Source organism: Streptomyces sp. NPDC090021 (assembly GCF_044748225.1).
Taxonomy (GTDB): domain Bacteria; phylum Actinomycetota; class Actinomycetes; order Streptomycetales; family Streptomycetaceae; genus Streptomyces.
This window is the reverse complement of sequence record NZ_JBIVFO010000042.1, coordinates 24902-45044: the sequence shown is the minus strand read 5'-3', so window position 1 is coordinate 45044 and position 20143 is coordinate 24902. Positions and strand designations below refer to the sequence as shown.

The 20143-nt window shown below is 72.9% G+C and carries 21 protein-coding genes and 1 riboswitch; of the genes, 10 read left to right on the top strand and 11 right to left on the bottom strand.

The window, feature by feature from the left end; all coding sequences use genetic code 11:
• Nucleotides 1-93 precede the first annotated feature (93 nt).
• A complete protein-coding gene (locus tag ACIPXC_RS28345; protein WP_401623763.1) occupies nucleotides 94-360 on the top strand; it encodes a bacterioferritin-associated ferredoxin in 267 nt (88 codons plus the stop codon).
• A gap of 69 nt (nucleotides 361-429) precedes the next feature.
• Here the strand turns inward: ACIPXC_RS28345 and bfr are convergent, their stop codons facing one another.
• Complete coding sequence (bfr, locus tag ACIPXC_RS28340) at nucleotides 430-906, bottom strand: bacterioferritin (protein ID WP_030037303.1); 477 nt, start codon at nucleotides 904-906, stop codon at nucleotides 430-432.
• 173 nt (nucleotides 907-1079) lie between these two features.
• Here bfr and ACIPXC_RS28335 point away from each other — a divergent pair, with 173 nt between their 5' ends.
• The gene (locus ACIPXC_RS28335) at nucleotides 1080-1712 is read left to right on the top strand and encodes a sulfite oxidase-like oxidoreductase (RefSeq protein WP_401623762.1); all 633 of its coding nucleotides are present in this window, start codon (nucleotides 1080-1082) and stop codon (nucleotides 1710-1712) included.
• A 111-nt stretch (nucleotides 1713-1823) separates the two neighbouring features.
• Here ACIPXC_RS28335 and ACIPXC_RS28330 read toward each other — a convergent pair whose 3' ends face one another.
• The 5 genes from ACIPXC_RS28330 to thiO all read right to left on the bottom strand — a co-directional run bounded on the left by ACIPXC_RS28330 (nucleotide 1824) and on the right by thiO (nucleotide 6988).
• Nucleotides 1824-2684: a deoxyribonuclease IV gene (locus tag ACIPXC_RS28330; RefSeq protein ID WP_401623761.1), complete on the bottom strand. Its 861-nt coding sequence runs from the start codon at nucleotides 2682-2684 to the stop codon at nucleotides 1824-1826.
• 6 nt (nucleotides 2685-2690) lie between these two features.
• Entirely contained in the window at nucleotides 2691-4604 is a 1914-nt protein-coding gene (pknB, locus tag ACIPXC_RS28325; protein WP_401623759.1) for a Stk1 family PASTA domain-containing Ser/Thr kinase, read from the bottom strand.
• A gap of 217 nt (nucleotides 4605-4821) precedes the next feature.
• Nucleotides 4822-5616 (bottom strand): thiazole synthase, encoded by a 795-nt coding sequence (locus ACIPXC_RS28320; protein ID WP_401623757.1) that lies wholly within the window; start codon nucleotides 5614-5616, stop codon nucleotides 4822-4824.
• A gap of 5 nt (nucleotides 5617-5621) precedes the next feature.
• Entirely contained in the window at nucleotides 5622-5822 is a 201-nt protein-coding gene (gene thiS / locus ACIPXC_RS28315) for a sulfur carrier protein ThiS (protein ID WP_401623756.1), read from the bottom strand.
• Nucleotides 5819-6988, bottom strand: coding sequence for a glycine oxidase ThiO (gene thiO / locus ACIPXC_RS28310; RefSeq protein WP_401623754.1), 1170 nt, complete (start codon nucleotides 6986-6988; stop codon nucleotides 5819-5821). The genes thiS and thiO overlap by 4 nt, the downstream gene beginning before the upstream one ends.
• A riboswitch (TPP riboswitch) is annotated at nucleotides 6986-7097 on the bottom strand. (Overlaps the previous gene by 3 nt.)
• Before the next feature lie 81 nt (nucleotides 7098-7178).
• Here thiO and ACIPXC_RS28305 point away from each other — a divergent pair.
• From ACIPXC_RS28305 to ACIPXC_RS28285, 5 genes are all read left to right on the top strand, one after another.
• Nucleotides 7179-8399 (top strand): NAD(P)/FAD-dependent oxidoreductase, encoded by a 1221-nt coding sequence (locus ACIPXC_RS28305; protein WP_401623752.1) that lies wholly within the window; start codon nucleotides 7179-7181, stop codon nucleotides 8397-8399.
• 84 nt (nucleotides 8400-8483) lie between these two features.
• Nucleotides 8484-8849, top strand: coding sequence for an Rv2175c family DNA-binding protein (locus ACIPXC_RS28300; protein ID WP_392577359.1), 366 nt, complete (start codon nucleotides 8484-8486; stop codon nucleotides 8847-8849).
• Nucleotides 8850-8924: 75 nt separating this feature from the next.
• Nucleotides 8925-9560, top strand: coding sequence for a thiamine phosphate synthase (gene thiE / locus ACIPXC_RS28295; protein ID WP_401623750.1), 636 nt, complete (start codon nucleotides 8925-8927; stop codon nucleotides 9558-9560).
• 140 nt (nucleotides 9561-9700) lie between these two features.
• Nucleotides 9701-10615, top strand: coding sequence for a methylenetetrahydrofolate reductase [NAD(P)H] (metF, locus tag ACIPXC_RS28290; RefSeq protein WP_030964079.1), 915 nt, complete (start codon nucleotides 9701-9703; stop codon nucleotides 10613-10615).
• Between the two features lie 42 nt (nucleotides 10616-10657).
• Entirely contained in the window at nucleotides 10658-11506 is an 849-nt protein-coding gene (locus ACIPXC_RS28285; protein WP_401623747.1) for a hypothetical protein, read from the top strand.
• Between the two features lie 46 nt (nucleotides 11507-11552).
• On the opposite strand, the gene ACIPXC_RS28280 is transcribed toward ACIPXC_RS28285, so the two are convergent.
• The 5 genes from ACIPXC_RS28280 to ACIPXC_RS28260 all read right to left on the bottom strand — a co-directional run bounded on the left by ACIPXC_RS28280 (nucleotide 11553) and on the right by ACIPXC_RS28260 (nucleotide 15773).
• Nucleotides 11553-12971 carry a phytoene desaturase family protein gene (locus ACIPXC_RS28280; RefSeq protein WP_401623745.1) on the bottom strand — a complete coding sequence of 473 codons (1419 nt, stop codon included), beginning with the start codon at nucleotides 12969-12971 and terminating at the stop codon, nucleotides 11553-11555.
• Nucleotides 12972-13007: 36 nt separating this feature from the next.
• Nucleotides 13008-13634: a DUF4126 domain-containing protein gene (locus ACIPXC_RS28275; RefSeq protein WP_401623743.1), complete on the bottom strand. Its 627-nt coding sequence runs from the start codon at nucleotides 13632-13634 to the stop codon at nucleotides 13008-13010.
• Between the two features lie 107 nt (nucleotides 13635-13741).
• Nucleotides 13742-14143 (bottom strand): DUF3040 domain-containing protein, encoded by a 402-nt coding sequence (locus ACIPXC_RS28270; RefSeq protein WP_401623741.1) that lies wholly within the window; start codon nucleotides 14141-14143, stop codon nucleotides 13742-13744.
• A gap of 291 nt (nucleotides 14144-14434) precedes the next feature.
• Nucleotides 14435-15193, bottom strand: a complete 759-nt coding sequence (locus tag ACIPXC_RS28265) for a methyltransferase (RefSeq protein WP_401623739.1) — start codon at nucleotides 15191-15193, stop codon at nucleotides 14435-14437.
• Between the two features lie 73 nt (nucleotides 15194-15266).
• Nucleotides 15267-15773 carry an SAV_6107 family HEPN domain-containing protein gene (locus ACIPXC_RS28260; RefSeq protein ID WP_401623737.1) on the bottom strand — a complete coding sequence of 169 codons (507 nt, stop codon included), beginning with the start codon at nucleotides 15771-15773 and terminating at the stop codon, nucleotides 15267-15269.
• A gap of 171 nt (nucleotides 15774-15944) precedes the next feature.
• Here ACIPXC_RS28260 and ACIPXC_RS28255 point away from each other — a divergent pair, with 171 nt between their 5' ends.
• From ACIPXC_RS28255 to ACIPXC_RS28245, 3 genes are read left to right on the top strand one after another with little or no spacing between them, the layout of a single operon-like run.
• On the top strand, nucleotides 15945-16970 hold the full coding sequence (locus tag ACIPXC_RS28255; protein ID WP_401623735.1) for an ATP-binding cassette domain-containing protein: 1026 nt from the start codon (nucleotides 15945-15947) through the stop codon (nucleotides 16968-16970).
• Nucleotides 16942-19035, top strand: coding sequence for a YhgE/Pip family protein (locus ACIPXC_RS28250; protein ID WP_401623734.1), 2094 nt, complete (start codon nucleotides 16942-16944; stop codon nucleotides 19033-19035). The genes ACIPXC_RS28255 and ACIPXC_RS28250 overlap by 29 nt, the downstream gene beginning before the upstream one ends.
• Nucleotides 19036-19064: 29 nt before the next feature.
• Nucleotides 19065-19697, top strand: a complete 633-nt coding sequence (locus ACIPXC_RS28245) for a TetR/AcrR family transcriptional regulator (RefSeq protein ID WP_401623732.1) — start codon at nucleotides 19065-19067, stop codon at nucleotides 19695-19697.
• The last annotated feature ends 446 nt before the right edge of the window (nucleotides 19698-20143 follow it).

The window sequence follows — 20143 nt, the reverse complement described above, 5'->3', positions numbered from 1 at the left end:
TTTTAGGTCACCCTAACTTTGGGTACGGTTAGGTAAGCCTCACCGAATAGGGGATGGCTCGCCGCACCACTCAGGACCACTCAGCGCCAGGAGGTGAACCGCGTGTACGTCTGCTCTTGCTTCGGGATCACCGACAAGCAGGTCAAGGAACACGCGGCTGCCGGGGCCTGCACGCCCCGCCAGATCGCCTCGGCCACCAAGGCCGGCACCGACTGCGGTTCCTGCGTGCGCACCATCCAGGGCATCCTCGGCCGCGGGGCCTGCCCGCGCAGGGAGCTGCTGGCGAAGGGCGACGCGGTGTCCGTGCTCGCCGCGGAGCCGGAGCCGGTGCGCTCGCCCGAACTGGCGGAAGCGGCGTAAGCGGCCCGCGGGCTGCTCGGGGACCGGTCACGGCTCCCGGAACGGCTCTCCCGGGGACCGGCTCGGAGGTCAGCTCGGCTGCTCGATGAGCTGCGCGATGTAGAGCGCCTCGCCCAGGGACTCGATGAGTTCCAGCTGGGTGTCGAGGTAGTCGATGTGGTGCTCCTCGTCCTCCAGGATCTCCTCGAAGAGCCGGGCCGACGTGATGTCGCCCTTCCCGCGCATGACCTCGATGCCCCGCTTCAGCCGGTCGATGGCCTCGACCTCGACCTGGCGGTCCGCCTGGAACATCTCGGTGATCGTCTGCCCGACGCGCACGTGGAAGAGGCGCTGGTAGTTCGGCAGACCGTCGAGCATCAGGATCCGCTCGGTGATCTTGTCCGCGTGCTTCATCTCGTCGATGGACTCTTCACGCGTGTACTTGGCGAGCTTGGTCCAGCCCTTGTTGTCCTGGATGCGGTAGTGCAGCCAGTACTGGTTGATGGCCGTCAGCTCGCCGGTCAGCTGCTCGTTCAGAAACTCAAGGACCTCGGGGTCGCCCTGCATCGCAGAGGCTCCTTCCAGGCAATGTCAGCTATGTGACGGGGCAGTTGCGCGCATCCTTGCACCGCCACTGGGGGCCGTCCAGTAAGTGCCTCCTTAGTGGGAGTTGCCGTGACTTGCCCGAATCGGCCTCGGCCTGGTCATGACCACCCTGCCCAGTCTGTCACCATGGAGTCATGGGTCAGCCGGAAAGCCGGGAATCTCCGGGAGCAGAGCAGCTGGAGCTTCCACCGGGGCAGCGGCTGCAGAAGGGCTGGCCGGTCACCCACTACGGTCCCGTGCCCAAGTTCAAGCCGGACCGCTGGGAGTTCCGCGTCTTCGGCGCCACCGCCGACGGCGACAAGCACTGCTGGAACCACGAGGAGTTCACGGCCCTGCCGTTCTCCTCCGTCGTGGCGGACCTGCACTGCGTCACGAAGTTCAGCATGCCGGGCGCCGAATGGGGCGGTGTGCTCGCCCGCGAAGTGCTCGCCCTGGCCCCTCCCGCGCCGCAGGTCACCCACGTGATGGTGTGGGCCGAGTACGGCTTCAGCTCCAACCTGCGGCTGGCCGACTTCGCCTCCGACCGGACCGTCTTCGCCACCCATCAGGGCGGCGAACTGCTCACCGCCGAGCACGGTTTCCCGGTCCGGCTCGTGGTCCCGCACCTGTACGCCTGGAAGGGCCCCAAGTGGGTTCGCGGCATCGAGTACATGACCGCCGACCGCCGCGGCTTCTGGGAGGAGCGCGGCTACCACAACATCGGCGACCCCTGGCGCGAGCAGCGCTACTCGTACCAGGAGGAGCCGGGGGAGGGCCCCGAGTTCTGAGGGTGTCCTGCCGGTCGGCTCACGACGACGGTCGAAGGAGTGCCCGCGGCGGGAGTCCCCCGGACGGCCGTACGCGGACCGGCGCCGGCGGCGCGGGCCCGCCGCGCCGGATCACCGCGGGCCGCGCAGCTCCTTGAGCAGCGCCACGTCCGCCGCATGCCCTTCCTTGCCGCCGGGCGTCTCGATGACCAGCGGAACGCCGTCCATCGCCGGGTGCGTGAACAGCTCGGCGAAGGCGTCCCGGCCGATGTGGCCCTGCCCGACGTTCGCGTGCCGGTCCTTGTGCGCGCCCACGCCCTCCTTGGAGTCGTTGGCGTGGACCAGCTTCAGCCGGCCCTCGCCGACGGTGTCCACCAGCAGGTCCAGCGTGAGCTTCGTCCCGCCCGGCTCCGCCAGGTCGTGACCGGCCGCGAAGATGTGGCACGTGTCCAGGCAGATCCCCAGCTTCGGATGGTGCTCCAGCGCATCGAAGTACGGGCCGAAGTCCTCGGCGAGCGAGCACAGCGAGGAGCCCTGCCCGGCCGTCGACTCCAGCAGCAGGTACGGGTCGTCGTCATGCGTCAGCTCGTCCAGCAGCGGCAGCATGTACTCCCTGACCTGCGCGTACGCCGCCTCCCGCGGGCGCCCGCCGGTCGCCGAGCCGGTGTGGACGACCACCCCGAGCGCACCGATCTGCCGTGCCCGGCGCAGCGAGTGGCGCAGGGACTCCACCGACTTCTCCACGGTGGCGGCGGTGTGCGAGCCGAAGTTGATCAGGTAGGGGGCGTGGACGTACGCCGGGATGTCCTCCCGGGCGCACTCCTCGCGGAACCGCTCGTCCTGCGCGGGACTGCCGACCGGGGTGGCCCAGCCGCGCGGATTGGCGACGAAGACCTGGACGACCTCGGCGCCCATCTCCCGGGCGTACGTCAGCCCGACCGAGGCCAGACCGCCCGCGACGGGGACGTGCCCGCCCACCGGATTGCGTTCCACGTGCGCCTACAGTCCCTTGATCCGGATGGTGATCGTGAGACCCTCGGCGGCGGTCTGCCCGCCCAGCACCGACTGCGCGTCCACGGTCCTGCTGAAGGAGATCAGCGGGCGGTCCACCTTCACCTTGAAGCCCGCCGCCTCCAGGGTCTTGCGGGCCGTGTCCACGTCCTGGCCGACCACGTTCGGGACCGGGAGCTGGCGCGGGCCCTTCGACACGGTCAGGGTGACCGTGTCCCCGGCCGCCGCCTGGGTGCCGGCGCCGATCGACTGGTTGGCGACCGTCCCCGGATCCGACGGCGCGTTCACCTGCTCGGGAGCCGTGGCGACCTTGAGGCCCAGCCCCTCCAGAGTGGCCTTCGCCTGCTCGAAGGGCAGACCCGTCACACCCGGCACCGGCACCGGCCGGCCCTTGCTGACGACGAACGAGACCGCCGTGTCGGGGGCCCGCTTCTCGCCGCCCGCCGGGTTGGTGCTGATCACCGAGCCCTGGGCGACGTCCTGGCTGAAGGCCTGGGTGACCATCCCGGGAGCCAGCCCGGTCCTGGTCAGCTCCTCCTTGGCCTCCTCCAGGGGCCTGCCCCTGAGGTTCGGCACGGAGACGACCTCGGGGCCGCGGGAGATCGTGATCGTCACCGCGCCGTTGCCGCGGATCCGCCGGCCGCCCGCGGGATCGGTGTTCATCACGGTCCCGCGCTCGAAGGCGTCGCTGAACCTGCGGTCGACCCCCTTCACGCCGAGCCCGGCTTCGGACAGCTGGGCGCGGGCCTGCTCCTCGGTCTTGCCGAGCAGATTGGGGACCTTGGTGAACTGGCCGGAGTTGATGTACCAGACACCCGTACCGATGCCCAGCGCCAGCAGTACGCCGACGACCACCAGCAGCACGCCGCGGCGCGGACGCCGGGCCGGCGCCGCACGGCGCACGGGCGGGGCGGGCGGGTCCAGCGGGGGCGTCTCGAACCGGGAGGTGAGGTTCAGGGGCTCCGCGGTCACCGGGCGCGGGATCACGCCGGTGCGGTCCTCCGCCGACGACCGCTCCACCGCGTACGCCTGCGGCGGTACGGCGTCCAGCTCGACGTCGGTGAGCCCGGCGCGGGCCTCACGGGTGAGGCCGAGCAGGGCGGCCGCGTCGTAGGGGCGCAGGTCGGGGGTGCGGGCGGTGGCGGACGCCACGAGAGCGTCGAGCCCGGCCGGCAGTCCGGGGACGGCGGTGGACGGGGCCGGGACGTCCTCGTGCAGGTGCTGGTAGAGCACCTGCGCGGGGGAGTCGCCGAGGTGGGGCTTGGAGCCGGTGAGCATCTCGTACAGGACGACACCGCAGGCGTAGACGTCCGCCCGCGTGTCGGCGATCCCGCTCTCGATCTGCTCGGGGGCCAGGTAGGAGACGGTTCCGAGGACCGAGCCGGTGGTGTTGGTCACCGAGTCGACGGACCGGACCAGGCCGAAGTCGGCGACCTTGACCCGGCCGTCGTCGCCGATCAGGACGTTCTCGGGCTTCATGTCGCGGTGCACGAAGCCGGCCCGGTGGGCGGCGCCGAGGGCGGCGAGGACGGGTTCGAGGATGTCGAGGGCCGCCCGGGGCTGGAGCGCGCCGCGCTCGCGCAGCACGTCGCGCAGGGTGCAGCCGGAGACGTACTCCATCGCCAGGTAGACGTACGGCCCGTCCGTGCCCTGGTCGAACACGGCGACCACGTTGGGGTGCGCGAGGCGCGCCACGGACTTCGCCTCGCGGATGAACCGGTCGACGAAGGCGGCGTCGGAGGCGAGCGCCGGATGCATCACCTTCAGGGCGAGGATCCGGTCCAGGCGGGTGTCGACGGCCCGGTAGACCGTGGCCATGCCGCCGGCCGCGATGCGGGCATCGATGCGGTAGCGGTCGTCGAGCACGCGCCCGACGAGCGGGTCTTCCAGGGTCGTATCCACCCGGCGATTCTACGAGCCGACGCCGGGCCCCCGGCGGGGGCGGGTCGCCTTGCAGCGCAGCTGTGACGTGGGGGAGGGGGCGGGGCGGGGCTCCCACCCCTCGGCTCCCCGCCGGGGACCGGCGGCCGCCCGCCCGCCCCGGGGCCGGTGACCAGCACGCTCGGCGCCGCAGGGCGCGCCGGGCTCCGGGACCTCGGGACGTCCGGGGGCGCTCGGGTCAGAACGCCGGGCGTTCCGGGTCCAGGGCGGCCCGGCCCTCCGTGGGGGAGGAGGCCTCGGCGAAGCGGCGCTGGGGGATGCGGCCCGCCCGGAAGGCCAGGCGGCCCGCCGAGACGGCGTCCCGCATGGCGGATGCCATCAGGACCGGCTCCTGTGCCCGGGTCACGGCCGAGGCCAGCATCACCGCCGCGCAGCCCAGTTCCATCGCCAGCGCGGCGTCCGACGCCGTGCCCGCTCCCGCGTCCAGGATCACCGGGACCCCCGCGCGCTCCGTGATGAGCTCGAAGTTGTGCGGGTTGCGGATGCCCATCCCGGATCCGATGGGGGAGCCGAGCGGCATGATCGCCGCGCAGCCCACGTCCTCCAGCTTGCGCGCGAGCACGGGATCGTCGTTGGTGTACGGCAGGACGGTGAAGCCCTCGTCCACCAGGACCTCGGCGGCGTCCAGCAGTTCGACACCGTCGGGCAGGAGGGTCCGTTCGTCCGCGACCACCTCCAGCTTGATCCAGTCGGTGCCGAGGGCCTCCCGCGCGAGCCGGGCGGTGAGGACGGCCTCGCCCGCGGTGAAGCAGCCCGCGGTGTTGGGCAGGACCGAGATGCCGAGCCGGGTCAGGACGGAGAGGACGGAGCCCTGCACCGTCGGGTCCAGGCGGCGCATGGCCACGGTGGTGAGTTCGGTGCCGGACGCGACCAGGGCGCGTTCCAGCACGTCCAGGCTCGGGGCGCCGCCCGTGCCCATGATCAGGCGGGAGGAGAAGGTCCGGTCGCCCAGGGTGAAGAGGTCGTCGGCCATGCCGGTCAGCCTCCCTGGACCGCGGTGAGGATCTCCACGCGGTCGCCGTCGCCCACGGGGGTGGCCGGCCACTGGCCGCGCGGGACCACGGTCTCGTTGAGTGCGGCGGCCACCCCGGAGGCGGCCGCGGTCAGGTCGGCGACGACGGTGTCGAGCGTGGTGTCGGCCGCGACCTCGCGCGGCTCGCCGTTGACGGAGATGGTCATGCGTACGACTCCTGACGTGCGGCGGAGAAGCGTCGGGGGGCGAAGGGGCGTGCGATCTCGGGCAGTTCGCCGGTGACCAGCAGCTCGGCCATCACCTCGCCGGTGAGCGGGGTCAGCAGCACCCCGTTGCGGTAGTGCCCGGTGGCCAGGTGCAGGCCGGGCAGGTCGGTCGGGCCCAGCAGGGGGGCGTTGTCGGGCGAGCCGGGACGCAGCCCCGCCCGGGTCTCGGTGAGCGGGAGTTCGGTGATGCCGGGTACCAGTTCGTGCGCGTCGCGCAGGAGTTCGTAGACCCCGCCCGCGGTGACGGTGGTGTCCCAGCCGAGTTCCTCGCTGGTGGCGCCGATGACGAGTTCGCCGTTCTCGCGGGGCACGAGGTAGACGTGGCTGCCGCGCACGACCGCCCGTACGGTGCGGGAGAGGAAGGGCGCGTAGGCGGGGGGCACGGCGAGCCGCAGCACCTGACCCTTGACCGGCCGCACGGGCGGCAGCACCTCGGCGGGTACGCCCGCCAGCCTGCCGCTGAGCGAACCCGCGGCCAGGACCACCTGGTCGGCGCGCAGCTCCGTACCGTCGTCGAGGAGGGCGCCGGTCGCCCGGTCCGCGGTGGTGAGCAGCTGTTCGGCGGCCGCCCGGTGGACGGTCACCCCGGCGCCTTCGCAAGCGGCCAGCAGGGCGGCCGCGAGCCGGCGCGGGTCGACCTGGTGGTCGCCGTCGACGCGCAGTCCGCCGCGCACGCCCGGGGCGAGCATGGGTTCCAGACGGCGGCACTCGCGGCCGGTGAGCCATGCGGACTCCAGGCCGCAGCGGCGCTGGAGGGCGTGCAGTTCGCGCAGGTGGAGGCGGTCGTCGGCGTCGAGGGCGACGGCGAGGGTGCCGCAGGCGCGGTAGCCGATGTCCATGCCGCCGCCCGCCTGCGCGAGCTCGGCGGCGAACCGCGGATAGCGTTCGGCGGAGGCGAGACCGAGCCCGAGGAGGGCCTCCTCGCCGTAGTGCAGTTCGGTGACCGGGGCGAGCATGCCGGCCGCGACCCGGGCGGCGCCGCCGCCCGGTGCCGGGTCGGCGAGTACGGTGCTCAGTCCGCGGGCCGCCGCCCGCCAGGCGGTGACCAGGCCGATGATGCCGCCCCCGATGACGAGGACGTCGGATCCCTTTCGAGACGAGTGCATGGGCGTCCAGCCCCTCCCTTCGCCGGCATGACCCGGATCAGGTTCGTACGGTCGGAGGCCGGACAGCCTCCCTCTCAGCCCGGTGCGCCGGACTCCCGCGATAGGTACGGTTGCCAGACTATCCCGGCCGTGGACGGCGGGTAAGGCGGCACCTGTTCCTGACGGAGCGTCAGAAGATTAGGGTGGCCGCGTGAGCGAGCAGACGGAACAGAATCAGCGCGGCGTCGTGATCGTCGGCGCCGGAATGGCCGGGGTGCAGACCGCGGTCGCCCTGCGCGAGCAGGGCTTCACGGGCCCCGTGACCCTGCTGGGAGCCGAACCCCACCAGCCCTACGACCGCCCCCCGCTGTCCAAGGCGGTACTGCTCGGCAAGGCCGAGGACTCCGCCTTCGACGTGGACTTCGAAGGCCTGGACATCGCACTCCGCCTCGGTACGGAGGTCACCGGACTGCGGGCCGCCGACCACGAGCTGGACACCGAGGCGGGACCGGTCCCGTACGGGACCCTCGTCCTGGCGACCGGCGCGCAGCCGCTGCCCCTCCCGGGCACCGAGGGCGTCCCGGGAGTCCACCTGCTGCGCACGCTGGACGACGCGGCGCGGCTGCGCCCGGTCCTGGCGGCCGCCTCCCGGGTCGTGGTCGTCGGCGCGGGCTGGATCGGCGCCGAGTTCGCCACCGCCGCCCGGGAGGCGGGCTGCGCGGTGACCGTCGTCGAGGCGGCCGACCGGGTGCTGGCGGGCGCCCTGCCCGCCGAGGTCGCCGAGCCGATGGCTCGCTGGTACGCACAGGCCGGCGCCGAACTGATCACCGGCGCGAAGGTGACCGCGGTGGAGGAGGGACGGGTCCTCCTGGGCGACGGCAGGACCCTGCCCGCCGACGCGGTGGTCGTGGGGATCGGCGCGCGCCCCGCCACGGGATGGCTGGCCGGGTCCGGAGTGGAGCGCGGGGCGGACGGCTCGGTCACCGCGGACGCCCACCTGCTGACCTCCCTGCCGGGGGTGTACGCGGTCGGCGACTGCGCCTCCTTCCCGTCCGGGCGCTACGGGACGCGGCTGCTGGTCCACCACTGGGACAACGCCCTCCAGGGCCCGCGCGCCGTCGCGGCGAACATCCTGGCCGGGGAACCCACCGCGGTCTACGACCCGGTGCCGTACTTCTGGTCCGAGCAGTTCGGGCGCTTCGTGCAGTACGCCGGCCACCACGGCGGGGCCGACACCCTCGTCCGGCGCGGCGACACCGGCCAGGAGACCTGGTCGGTGTGCTGGCTGCGGGACGGCGCCCTGGTCGCGGTCCTCGCGGTCGGCCGCCCCCGCGACCTGGCGCAGGGCCGCAGGCTGATCGAGGCCGGCGTCCCGGTGGACCCGGTCCGGGTCGCCGACCCGGGCACCCCGCTGAAATCGGCCACCGCGTAGCCGGCGGCCCGCCCGGCCGGGGCGGCGTGCCACGGACGGTCCGCCCGGCTACCGGCTGCCGGTGGGAGGTGGCAGGCTTGGCCTGTGACCGAGATTGACGCAAAGATCGATTCCCTCGTCCCCGACTGGCTGTACCTCCCCGACATCGCGGAGATGCTGAACGTCGAGGTGACGCGGGTCCGCCAGATGGTCAAGGAAGGGCAGCTCATCGCCGTCCGCCGGGGCGAGAACCGGGCCCTGCAGGTTCCGGCGCCGTTCATCGACGGCGACAAGGTGGTCAAGGGCCTCGTCGGCCTGCTGACCGTCCTGCGCGACGACGGCTTCTCCGACGAGGAGATGCTGGAGTGGCTCTTCACCGCCGACCCGACCCTGCCGGGCACCCCCGCCCAGGCGCTGAGCGAGAATCGCGGCACGGAGGTGAAGCGCCGCGCTCAGGCGCTCGCCCTCTGACCTGATCCGCAGTAGCTCCACCGCGGTGTACGGGCCCCGCGCCCGTACACCGCCTCCATCACGGGGGGTACACCCATGCAGCTGTCCGACGCCCGGCTCTACCTGTGCACGGACGCCCGCAAGCGCCAGGGTGACCTCCCCGAGTTCCTCGACGCCGTCCTGGCCGGGGGCGTGGACATCGTCCAGCTCCGCGACAAGGGCATGGAGGCGGGCGAGGAGCTGGAACACCTCCAGGTCTTCGCCGAGGCCGCGCGCCGTCACGGCAGGCTCCTCGCCGTGAACGACCGAGCCGACGTCGCCCACGCCATCGGCTCCGACGTACTGCACCTCGGACAGGGCGACATCCCCGTCCCCGCGGCCCGCGCCATCCTCGGCGGGCAGGTGCTCATCGGCCGCTCCTGCCACGCGGAGGACGAGGTCGCCGCGGCCGCCGCCGAACCGGGCGTGGACTACTTCTGCACCGGGCCCTGCTGGCCCACCCCCACCAAGCCCGGCCGCCACGCCCCCGGCCTGGACCTGGTCCGCTACACGGCCTCCCTGGAACAGGACCGGCCCTGGTTCGCCATCGGCGGCATCGACGCCGGGAACCTCGACGAGGTGCTCGACGCCGGCGCCACCCGCGTCGTGGTCGTCCGCGCGATCACGGAGGCCCCCGACCCCGGTGCCGCCGCGGCGGACCTCGCGAAGCGGATCCGGGCCCGCCTCGGCTGAGTCCCGGCGGCGTGGCATTCCGCGCCGCGCCGGCCCGTACAGGCCCTTCCCGGCCAGAGGCAGGGCCACAGGTGTCCAAAAACCTGTCCAAAAGGCGGACGCCGCTTCGGGGAGCGCCGGGCCGCGTCTAACCTGCCCACATGGCCTCTGGTACCGCTTCCACCTGGTCGGACCGCGCACACACGGTCCGCGACCTCCTCGCGTCCGGGCGCTCGTACTCCTTCGAGTTCTGGGCCCCGAAGACCGAGAAGGGCGAACGCAACCTCTGGAACGCCCTGCGCCGGGTCGAGGCGGTATCCCCGAGCTTCGTCTCCGTGACCTACGGAGCCGGCGGCTCCACCCGCGGCGGCACCGTCAAGGCCACCCAGGAGATCGCCGCCGACACCACGCTGACCCCGGTCGCGCACCTCACCGCGGTGGACCACTCCATCGCCGAGCTGCGCCACGTCATCGGCCAGTTCGCCGACGCCGGCATCCGCAACATGCTCGCCCTGCGCGGCGACCCGCCGGGCGACCCGATGGCCGACTGGGTGCCGCACCCCGAGGGCGTGCACTACGCCGCCGACCTGGTGCGGCTGCTCAAGGAGTCCGGGGACTTCTGCGTCGGCGTCGCGGCCTTCCCCGAGATGCACCCGCGCTCGACGGACTGGGATACGGACATCCGGCACTTCGTGGACAAGTGCCGTGCAGGCGCCGACTACGCGATCACCCAGATGTTCTTCGATCCCGAGAATTATCTGCGGCTGCGCGACAGCGTCGAGAAGGCGGGCTGCGAGACCCCGATCATCCCCGAGGTCATGCCTGTTGTGGGCATCAAGCAGCTCGACCGACTGCCCCAGCTGAGCACCGCCGTCTTCCCCTCGGACGTGAAAGAGCGCATGCTCGCGGTCAAGGACGACCCGGCCGCTGTACGCTCCATTGGCATCGAGTTCGCCACGGAGTTCTGCGCGCGGCTGCTGTCCGAAGGTGTACCGGGACTGCACTTCATCACGCTGAACAACTCCACGGCGACTCTCGAGATCTACGAGAACCTGGGCCTGCACCAGCGGGCCTGACCGGCCGTACCCGTGTGACGGCCGTACCGAGAGGGGCCTTGCATGGGTATGACGGTCCTCTACATCGCGTTCGGAATCGTCGCGCTGTGGCTGCTTGCCGAGGTACTGATGCAGTACAAGGCCCGGCTTCGCTGGCGCCTGCTCGCCTTCGCCGGCTTCCTCGGCGTGGTCGCCGGGGTGATACTGCCCTCGGTACCGGTCATCGGCGCCGGCGCCGCCGCGTTCGCCGTGGGTCAGACCCTGGTGACGCTCTCCTTCCGCAAGGGCTTCGTCGCGGGCTGGGCACTGCGCCGCGGCGGGGAGCCCGCGCGGAAGACGGGGCGTCGCCGGTCGGGGACCGCGCCGGCGGAACCGGCGCTCCAGGTCACCGCCCTGGAGTACGACGACGTGGACGGCGCCCCGGACGCGCGGGCCGCGGCCGAGGAGGTCTACAGCCCGGAGCCGGTGCCCGAGGACACCGGGTCCTACGGGATACAGAGCTTCTCGACGCCCGCCCCCGAGGTCGGCCAGACCGCGGCCTTCGCCTCGCCGTTCACCACCGCCGAGCAGGACGCCCACCAGTACGCGGCCTACTACGACCAGCAGAACCAGGCCGGTTACGACTACTCCGGCGGCTACCCCGCGGGCGACCAGCAGCAGGTCTACGCCGCCTACTCGGACCCGTACATCGGCACCGGCGGCGGCGTCGTCCCGCCCCAGCCCTACGACTACACCCCGTACGCCGACTACGGGCAGCAGCAGTACTCCACGGACACTCCGCCGGGCGGCGTCTGGGTCCCGCAGCAGCGGTCCACCGAGGGGGGCGGCCAGCCCTACCCGGCGGACGGGCAGGGCGAGCCGCCGCAGCAGTACCCCTACCAGCAGGGCGGGTACGAGCAGTACCGCTACTGAGCCGGTCCCGCGGTCACGGGCGGTCCCGGCCGGGGCCGCGGCCCGGTCACTGCGAGCCGCGGAAGCCCGCGCCCTCCACGATCAGCCCGGCCACCAGGGCCCCGGTCATCCCGGCGTGCGCGAGCCCGCCGCCGGGATGGGCCCAGCCGCCCGCCAGGTACAGCCCGGGCAGGGCCGTGGAGTTGGCCGGGTACAGCAGCCGGCCCCCCGCACCCGCGAGGGCGGGCGGGGGCACCGCCCCGCCGACCGCACCGGTCGCGGCCTCCACATCGGCCGGGGTGCGCACCTCCTGCCACAACAGCCGCTCCCGCAGCCCCTGTACGGCCTTCTCCGCGAGGTTCAGCAGCTCCCCGGGCTCCGAGGTCCCCGGGCCGTCCACGGCGCTCACGGTGACCGCCTCGTGCTCCGCGTCGGGCCGGGTGGCGGGGTCGTCCGGCCGCATGACGGTGACCTGGGCCCCGGCCGCGTGCACCAGGGTGCGGTGGACGGTCCCCGCGGGGCGGGCGCCGCGCAGCGCGAGCAGCAGCGTGATCCGGCCGGGCACGCCGTCGCCGCGGGCCGGGACCGCCTCGGCGGGCCACGGCAGCGAGCCGGCCGGCAGCCGCCGCGGGTCGATCCCGCAGACGACGGAGTCGGCCGCCGCCTCGGTGCCGTCGGCCAGCAGCAGCCCGGCCGCCCGGCCGTCCCGGACCAGCACCTCCCGCACCTCCGCACCGAAGACGAAGGCGACCTTCCGCTCCAGGCAGCGCTCGTACACGGCCGTGGCCAGCGCCCGCATCCCGCCGCGCACGTACCAGCTGCCGAAGGTCTGCTCCATGTACGGGAGCACGGCCGCCGAACCGGGGGCGGTGGCGGGGTCGAGGCCGTACCCGCGGACCACACCGGTCAGCACCTCCGCGAGCGGGCCGCCCAGCTCCCGTCCGGCCACCTCGGCGAGGGTCGGCGTACGGCGGCGGAGCAGGCCGCTGCGCCGCAGCGCCGGGTAGGGGTCGCCGCCCAGCGCCTGCCGGGCGCCACCCGGCAGAGGCTCCTCCAGCAGCGGGCGCCGGGTGGCGTCCCAGGCGTCACGGGCCCGGCCCAGCACCCCGTTCCAGCGCTCGCCGGCGCCCTGGCCGACAGCGGCGTCGAAGGCGGCGGCGACACCGCCGTGCGAGGCGCCGGGGAGGGTGACGTCGATGCCGTGACCGGGCAGGACGTGCCGGACGGCGGGGTCGACCTGCGCCATGTCGACGCAGTCCTCCAGCGGCCGTTTGCCGGTCTTCACGAAGAGGTCCCGGTAGACGGCGGGCAGGTGCAGCAGCCCGGGCCCGGTGTCGAAGGCGAAGCCCTCGCGCTCGTACCATCCGACGGCCCCGCCGTAGGTGGCGGCCCGCTCGTACACCGTCACCCGGTGCCCCGCCACGGCCAGCCGGGCCGCCGTCGCCATCGCGCCCATGCCGGCGCCGATCACCGCAATTCGTGCCATGCGGCCGAGCCTATGGCCCCGTGCGGGCGCCCGCGGTCAGTGGGGTGGGGCCCCGGTGACCGCGCGGGCCTCGGCGGCCAGCCGCTTCTCCTCGCGACGCTGGACGCGCCGGCGCAGGAAGCGGCGGATCCGGCTCCAGAGGAAGGCGACCAAGGCCAGCCCGACGACCAGCAGGGAGCCCGCGACGACCGCGGCGGGGACGGGGTAGAAGATCGCGAGGGTGACGAGTCCCGCCACGCCGAGGTCCTCGGCGACGCTCATCGCCACGTTGGTGAACGGCTCGGGTGAGGTGTTGATCGCCATCCGGGTGCCGGCCTTCACGAAATGGCTGGCCAGCGCGGTGGAGCCGCCGATCGCCCCGGCGGTGATGTCGGAGAGCGAGCCGCTCTGTCCGGCCAGCAGGGCGCCGATCACCGCACCCGTCAGCGGGCGGACCACGGTGTGGACGCCGTCCCATATCGAGTCGACGTACGGGATCTTGTCGGCGACCGCCTCGCAGAGGAAGAGCACGGCGGCGGCGATCAGCACGTCCGTGCGCTGGAGGGCCACCGGGACCTCGTCGGTCAGGCCGGTACGGCCGAAGACGCCGAGCAGGAGGACCACGGCGTAAGCGTTGATCCCGCTGGCCCAGCCGCTGGTGAAGACCAGGGGGAGCACACTCATCGGATCATCATGCCGTATGGGTGTACCGGCGAGCCGCAGGGTGGCGCGGAACAGTGAGGGGACGGCCGCACGGCGGCGGCCGTCCCCTCACTCACGTGGTCCGGGGGCTACTGCCCCTGCTCGTCACGGCGGCGCTGCCACCGGTCCTCGATGCGGTTCATCATCGACCGGCGCTGCCGGTTGTGGCCGCGGGTCGAACCGCCGGTACTTCCGGAGACGGGCTGCTCGCCTGGCTTGGGTGCCTTGCGCCAACCGGTGACCACCAGGACCGTACATCCCAGCATGACGAGGAAGCCCACCACGCTGATCCAGAGCACGTTCGGAATGATCACACCGGTCATGAGGAGCGCGATACCCACAACAATGCCTGCGACTGCCAGGTAGACCCGTCGCCGGGTGTACGTACGCAGTCCGCTGCCCTCAAGCGCTGTCGCGAACTTGGGGTCTTCGGCGTACAGCGCTCGCTCCATCTGCTCGAGCATTCGCTGCTCGTGCTCCGAGAGCGGCACGGGAGTCCTCCTCATCCGTCGGTCGCGGGGGTAGCGACCGGGGGTCCCCTTCAGGATAGGCGGGGAATCGCCCCCGTGACACCCGCCCTCAACGCACACGTTCCAAAATGACAAAGCACAGAAAGAACAGCTGGTGAAGCCACTGCGAAAACCGTACCGCCGCGGGAGCGGTCACTGGGGCCGTTATTCCCCAATGGCCCGTTCACCATGCCGGTCACTGCTTCCGATCATACGGGGCGGACCGGCCGAGCGGAGGGTGAGCGGCAGACTCGGTGCGCGGAAGAGCGCAGTTCAGACCTGCTTCTCGCCCAGGATGTGCAGCTGCGTGGCCACCGTGTGGAAGGCCGGCAGCTCCGCCGCGGCCTCCTCCAGACGCAGCAGCGCCTCCACCGCGCCCGGCTCGGTGTCCACCAGGACGCCCGGGACGAGGTCGGCGAAGATCCGTACGCCGTGCACCGCGCCGACCGTCAGGCCGGCCCCGCCGACCAGCTCGGAGAGCTGCTCGGCGGTGAAGCGGCGGGGCACCGGGTCGCCGGAGCCCCAGCGGCCGGCCGGGTCGGTGAGGGCGTTGCGGGCCTCCGTGAAGTGTCCGGCCAGTGCGCGGGCGAGCACGGCCCCGCCGAGGCCGGCGGCGAGCAGGCTGAGCGTGCCGCCGGGGCGCAGGGCCGCCACCGCGTTGGCCACGCCCTCGGCCGGGTCGTCCAGGTACTCCAGGACGCCGTGGCAGAGCACCACGTCGTACGCGTCCCGCTCCACCACGTCCAACAGGCCCTGGGCGTCGCCCTGGACACCGCGGACCAGGTCGGCGACACCCGCCTCGGACACCCGGCGCTCCAGCCCGAACAGCGCGTTCGGGCTGGGGTCGACCACGGTCACCCGGTGGCCCAGGTGGGCCACCGGCACGGCGAACTTGCCGGTGCCGCCGCCGGTGTCGAGCACGTCCAGCACGTCCCGTCCGGTCGCCTTCGCCCGACGGTCGAGCGCCTCCTTGAGGACCTCCCACACCACGGCGGTGCGGAGGGAGGCACGGGGGCGGGAAGTGTCCGACACGGCTGATGGCTCCTCGGCGCGGTAAGGGTGAGCGGTCCGGGCCCCACCCTATTGCCTTCCGCAGCCGGGCAGGTCATCCCGCGTCCGGACGCTCCGGCCGTGGCTGCGGCAAGGTCTGCTCCGGACTCCGGGGCGGGACCTGGGCGGGCGCCCGAACGGCGAGCATCCGCTCCACCAGGCGCAGGAACATCGCGGCGGCGCGCAGCAGGTCGTCCGCGTCCCGGGCGCCGGCCGCGTCCGCTATCCCCGCCTCGGCCCGGGCCCGGCGGGCAGCGCCGGACGCGAAGAGCGCACTCCACTCCGCCAGCTCCGGTGCCAGCTCCGGCAGCACCTCCCATGCGCTGCGGATGCGGGGCCGCCGCCGGGAGCCCACCGGCTCGGGCCGGGCGCGCGCGGCAAGCACGGCCGCGGCGGTGCGCAGTGCGGAGAAGTGGGCCGTGGCGTAGCGCTCGTGGGGCCGGGTCAGCCGGGCGGCCTCGGCCAGGCCGCTGCGGGCCTTGTCGAGAAGGTCGAGGGCGGCCGGTGGGGCCGCCGACTTGCGCAGGACGGGGTGGACAGGGGACGGGGACGGTGTGGCCATGACGAACCTCCTGTCGATGCGTTGCCCCCATCGTGACGGGCCCCACTGACAATCGCCCTGACCTGCGCTTTTGCCGCCATATGCAGAGCAACTGCCCCCTCCTGCACACCTGGTGCGGAATGAGGTGGTAGTTTTTGAACTGACCGGTCAGTTCAAAAGAAGGGGGACGGTGTGGACAGCCCGCACGGCGCGGCCGTCAAGGCCGAGAACTTCGGACTCAAGGGTCCGCGCGGCTGGGCCTTCCGGGGGGTCGGTCTCGACGCGGCGCCCGGCTCGCTCATCGCCATCGAAGGCCCCTCGGGCAGTGGCCGGACCTGCCTGCTCCTGGCCCTCACCGGGCGCATGAAGCCCACCGAGGGCCACGCCGAGGTCAGCCGGCACCGGCTGCCGAAGAAGATGGCCGCGGTCCGCCGGATCACCGCCCTCGGCCCGGTCCCCGGGGTCAACGACCTCGACCAGTCCCTCACCGTCGCCGAACAGCTGCGCGAGGGCGCCCTGCTGCAGCGCCACTACGACGCCCCGATCCGCGCCCTGCTGCGCCCCCGGGCCGAGCGCCGGGCCGGCGCCGCCGCCCGGATCGCGGCCGCCCTGGACGCCGCCGGGCTGGACCTCGCCACGCTGCCCAAGGGCGAACGCACCACCGTCCGGGACCTGGAACGCCTGGAGGCCGTACGGCTCTCCGTCGCCATCGCCCTGCTCGGCTCCCCTCGGCTGCTCGCCCTCGACGACCTCGACCTCAAGCTCTCGGACACCGAACGCACCGAGGTCTGGACCCTGCTGCGGTCGATCGCGGCCCGGGGGACCACCGTCGTGGCGGTGTGCAGCGAGGCCCCCGCCGACGCCGTGGTCCTGCGGACCGGTCCGCAGGAGGACGGCGGCACACCGCAGGCCGGGCCGTCGCGCGCCGCCGTCGCCACCCCGAAGGTCACATGGGGCGCCCGGGCGAAGGCCGAGGCCGAGGACGCCGAGGACGCGGAGGACGCCGGGGCGTCGAAGCCGGACGCGAAGGCGGACCCGAGGCCGGACGCGAAGAAGAAGCCGGCCCTGAAGAAGGCCTCCCGCACGGCGGAGGACACCGCCGTCGGCAGCGGGGCCGACGCCCGAACTCCGGACGCCACCGCCACCGACACCACCGAAGACACCGACGACGACACGAAGGGGGCGGACGATGCGCTCGCCGAAGCTGGCCGCGCTTGAGCTGAAGCGGTTCGGGCGGGGGAAGCTGCCCCGGGCCGCCCTCGTCGCACTGCTCCTGCTGCCGCTGCTCTACGGAGCCCTGTACCTCTGGTCCTTCTGGGACCCGTACAGCCGCCTCGACAAGGTGCCCGTCGCCCTCGTCAACTCCGACCGGGGCGCGACCGTCGACGGCAAGCACCTGGACGCGGGCGGTGAGATCACCAGGAAGCTGCGGGACAGCAGGACCTTCGACTGGCGAGAGGTGAGCCCCGAGAAGGCGGCCAAGGGCCTGGAGGACGGTACGTACTACCTGACCCTGACCATGCCGGCCGACTTCAGCGAGAAGATCGCCTCCAGTTCGGGCGAGGACCCCGCCACCAGCGCCCTGCAGGTCCGCACCAACGACGCCAACAACTACGTCGTCGGCTCGATCTCGCGCACCGTCTTCTCCGAGGTCCGCTCGGCGGCGTCCGCCAACGCCTCCCGCGGCTTCCTCGACAAGATCTTCGTCAGCTTCTCCGACCTGCACGACAAGACCGCGGAGGCCGCCGACGGCGCCGACAAGCTCAAGGACGGCGCCGGAAAGGCCAAGGAGGGCGCCAAGGAGCTCGCCGACGGCCTCGACACCGCCGGGGAGAAGAGCGGCGAACTCAACAGCGGCCTGAAGAAGCTCAACTCGGCCGCCGGCAAGCTGGAGACCGGCACCAGGGACATCGCGAACGGCACCCAGGTCCTCGCCGACAAGGTCAACGGCGCGGCCGACAAGGCCCGCCCCTTCGTCAAGGACCCCAGGAGCCTGGCCGCCACCGCCGAGCTGGTCGCCGACAGCGCGAAGGTCGTCAACAACCACCTCGACACGTTCGTCGAGAAGGCGCCGGCCGCCGCGGCCGTCGCCAAGCGGGCCTCCACCGGCGCCGACGCCTACTACACCAAGCACTGCGTCACCCCCGGCGGCGAACCGCACCTCGCCTCCTGCCCCGACCTGAAGAAGGTCCGGGACGACGCGGCCGAGGCCGCCGAACTCAGCGGTGACGTCAGCACCCTGGCCAAGAACGCCGGCGGGGACGTGGCCAAGCTCCGCACCCAGCTGACCGACCTGGAGAAGAAGGCCCGCGAGCTCGCCGACCAGGCCCCCCACCTCGCGAGCGACCTCGACGCGGCCGTCGCCAAGGTCAACGCCCTCAACACCGGCGCCCACAAGGTCGCCACCGGCATGTCCCAGCTGCACACCGGCCTCGGCACCGCCACCACCGGCTCCGGCGCCCTCAGCGACGGCGTCGGCAAGCTCGGCGACGGCGCCCACCGCCTCGACGGCGGCATGTACAAGCTCGTCGACGGCACCGGCGAACTCGCCGGCGGCCTGCACGAGGGCGTCGGCAAGATCCCCGACTACGACCAGCAGCAGCGGGACGCCCGCACCGAGGTCATGGCCGACCCGATCAAGCTCGCCAACCAGTCCCTGCACAAGGCGCCCAACTACGGCACCGGCTTCGCGCCCTACTTCATCCCGCTGTCCCTCTGGGTCGGCGCGATGGTCGCCTACATGCTGATCGCCCCGATGAACAAGCGGGCCCTGTCCGCGGGCGCCTCGCCCTGGCGGATCGCCCTGGCGGGCTGGCTGCCCGTGATGGGCATCGGCGCCGCCCAGGTCACCCTGCTGATGTCCGTCCTGCACTGGGCCCCGGACCTCGGCCTCAAGATGGCCAACCCCGCCCTCACCATCGGCTTCCTGCTGCTGGTCACCGGCTGCTTCGCGGCGATCATCCAGTGGCTCAACGCCAAGTTCGGCGCGGCCGGGCGGATCCTCGTCCTCGCCGTGCTGATGCTCCAGCTGACCTCGGCCGGCGGCACCTACCCCGTCCAGACCAGTCCCGACTTCTTCAACGCCGTCCACCCGTACCTGCCGATGTCGTACGTCGTGGAGAGCCTGCGCCGCCTCATCACCGGCGGCGACCTCACCCCGGTCTGGCAGGGCAGCCTGGTCCTGGTGGCCTTCACGGTAGGCGCCCTCGCCCTGACCGCGCTCGCCGCCCGCGGCAAGCAGGTGTGGACCATGGACCGACTGCACCCCGAACTGAGCCTGTAAGGACGTGTTGACCTGTGACAATCAGCGCCATGGACAGCAGCAGCACGGGTACGGGTACCGGCGGGGGCCGTCGTGCGGCCACCCGGCAGAAGCTCTACGAAGCGGCCGTCATCCTGATCGCGGAGAAGGGGTTCTCCGCGACCACGGTCGATGAGATCGCCGAGCGGGCGGGGGTGGCGAAGGGCACCGTCTACTACAACTTCGCGAGCAAGAACGAGCTCTTCGAAGAGCTGCTGCGGCACGGCGTCGGGCTGCTGACGGCGTCGCTGCGGTCGGCGGCCGAGGAGACCGAGGCACACGGCGGCAGCCGGGTCGAGGCGCTCGACGCGATGATCCGGGCGGGCCTGGTCTTCATCGACCGCTACCCCGCCTTCACCCAGCTGTACGTCGCCGAGCTGTGGCGGACCAACCGCACCTGGCAGTCCACGCTGATGGTGGTCCGCCAGGAGGCGGTGGCCGTCGTGGAGAAGGTGCTGCGCGAGGGTGTCGAACGCGGGGAGCTCAGCTCCGAGATCGACGTGCCGCTCACGGCGGCCGCGATGGTCGGGATGGTCCTGGTGGCCGCCCTGGACTGGCAGTCCTTCCAGCGGGAGCGGTCCCTCGACGACGTGCACTCGGCCCTGTCGCTGCTGCTGCGCGGCCGGGTCAGCGGAAACCGCTGACCCGCGCGGCACCCCCCACTCGGCGGTGCCGTGCGGGTGCGGCAGCCCGTACAACTGGTGGGGCCCGCCGCGGCCGCTGAGTATCCGTACCTAGGCACGGAGATGAGTACGGACGCGGATGGGCTCCCACCTGCGAAGACGCCAGACTGGGAGCAACGGACAGGGGACCCGGTCCGCACCGCGGACACGGGGCTGCGGAGCGGACCGGGCACCTCCTTCCGGAACCGGGAGAAGGTACGGGGGCCCGGTTGCACGAGCGAGAACGCGGCGGGGCCCGGGGGGATCGGGCCTCGCCGCGTTCTCGCGTCCGCGGGTTCTGCGGATGTCATACCGGGGCGGCGCCGCTGCGGGGGCCCCGCCCCCGGGCCCCCGCGCCTCGAACGCCGACGGGGCCGGACGGCTGGCGCTGTGGCCGTGGAGGTGTACCGGGTCGCGGTGTTCGGTGC

Coding starts and splice junctions, on each gene's coding strand:
- bfr (WP_030037303.1), bottom strand. CDS start 906: ATGCAGGGCGACCCCGAGGTCCTTGAGTTTCTGAACGAGCAGCTGACC.
- ACIPXC_RS28335 (WP_401623762.1), top strand. CDS start 1,080: ATGGGTCAGCCGGAAAGCCGGGAATCTCCGGGAGCAGAGCAGCTGGAG.
- ACIPXC_RS28320 (WP_401623757.1), bottom strand. CDS start 5,616: ATGGCCGACGACCTCTTCACCCTGGGCGACCGGACCTTCTCCTCCCGC.
- thiS (WP_401623756.1), bottom strand. CDS start 5,822: ATGACCATCTCCGTCAACGGCGAGCCGCGCGAGGTCGCGGCCGACACC.
- thiO (WP_401623754.1), bottom strand. CDS start 6,988: ATGCACTCGTCTCGAAAGGGATCCGACGTCCTCGTCATCGGGGGCGGC.
- thiE (WP_401623750.1), top strand. CDS start 8,925: ATGCAGCTGTCCGACGCCCGGCTCTACCTGTGCACGGACGCCCGCAAG.
- metF (WP_030964079.1), top strand. CDS start 9,701: ATGGCCTCTGGTACCGCTTCCACCTGGTCGGACCGCGCACACACGGTC.
- ACIPXC_RS28285 (WP_401623747.1), top strand. CDS start 10,658: ATGGGTATGACGGTCCTCTACATCGCGTTCGGAATCGTCGCGCTGTGG.
- ACIPXC_RS28280 (WP_401623745.1), bottom strand. CDS start 12,971: ATGGCACGAATTGCGGTGATCGGCGCCGGCATGGGCGCGATGGCGACG.
- ACIPXC_RS28275 (WP_401623743.1), bottom strand. CDS start 13,634: ATGAGTGTGCTCCCCCTGGTCTTCACCAGCGGCTGGGCCAGCGGGATC.
- ACIPXC_RS28260 (WP_401623737.1), bottom strand. CDS start 15,773: ATGGCCACACCGTCCCCGTCCCCTGTCCACCCCGTCCTGCGCAAGTCG.
- ACIPXC_RS28250 (WP_401623734.1), top strand. CDS start 16,942: ATGCGCTCGCCGAAGCTGGCCGCGCTTGAGCTGAAGCGGTTCGGGCGG.
- ACIPXC_RS28245 (WP_401623732.1), top strand. CDS start 19,065: ATGGACAGCAGCAGCACGGGTACGGGTACCGGCGGGGGCCGTCGTGCG.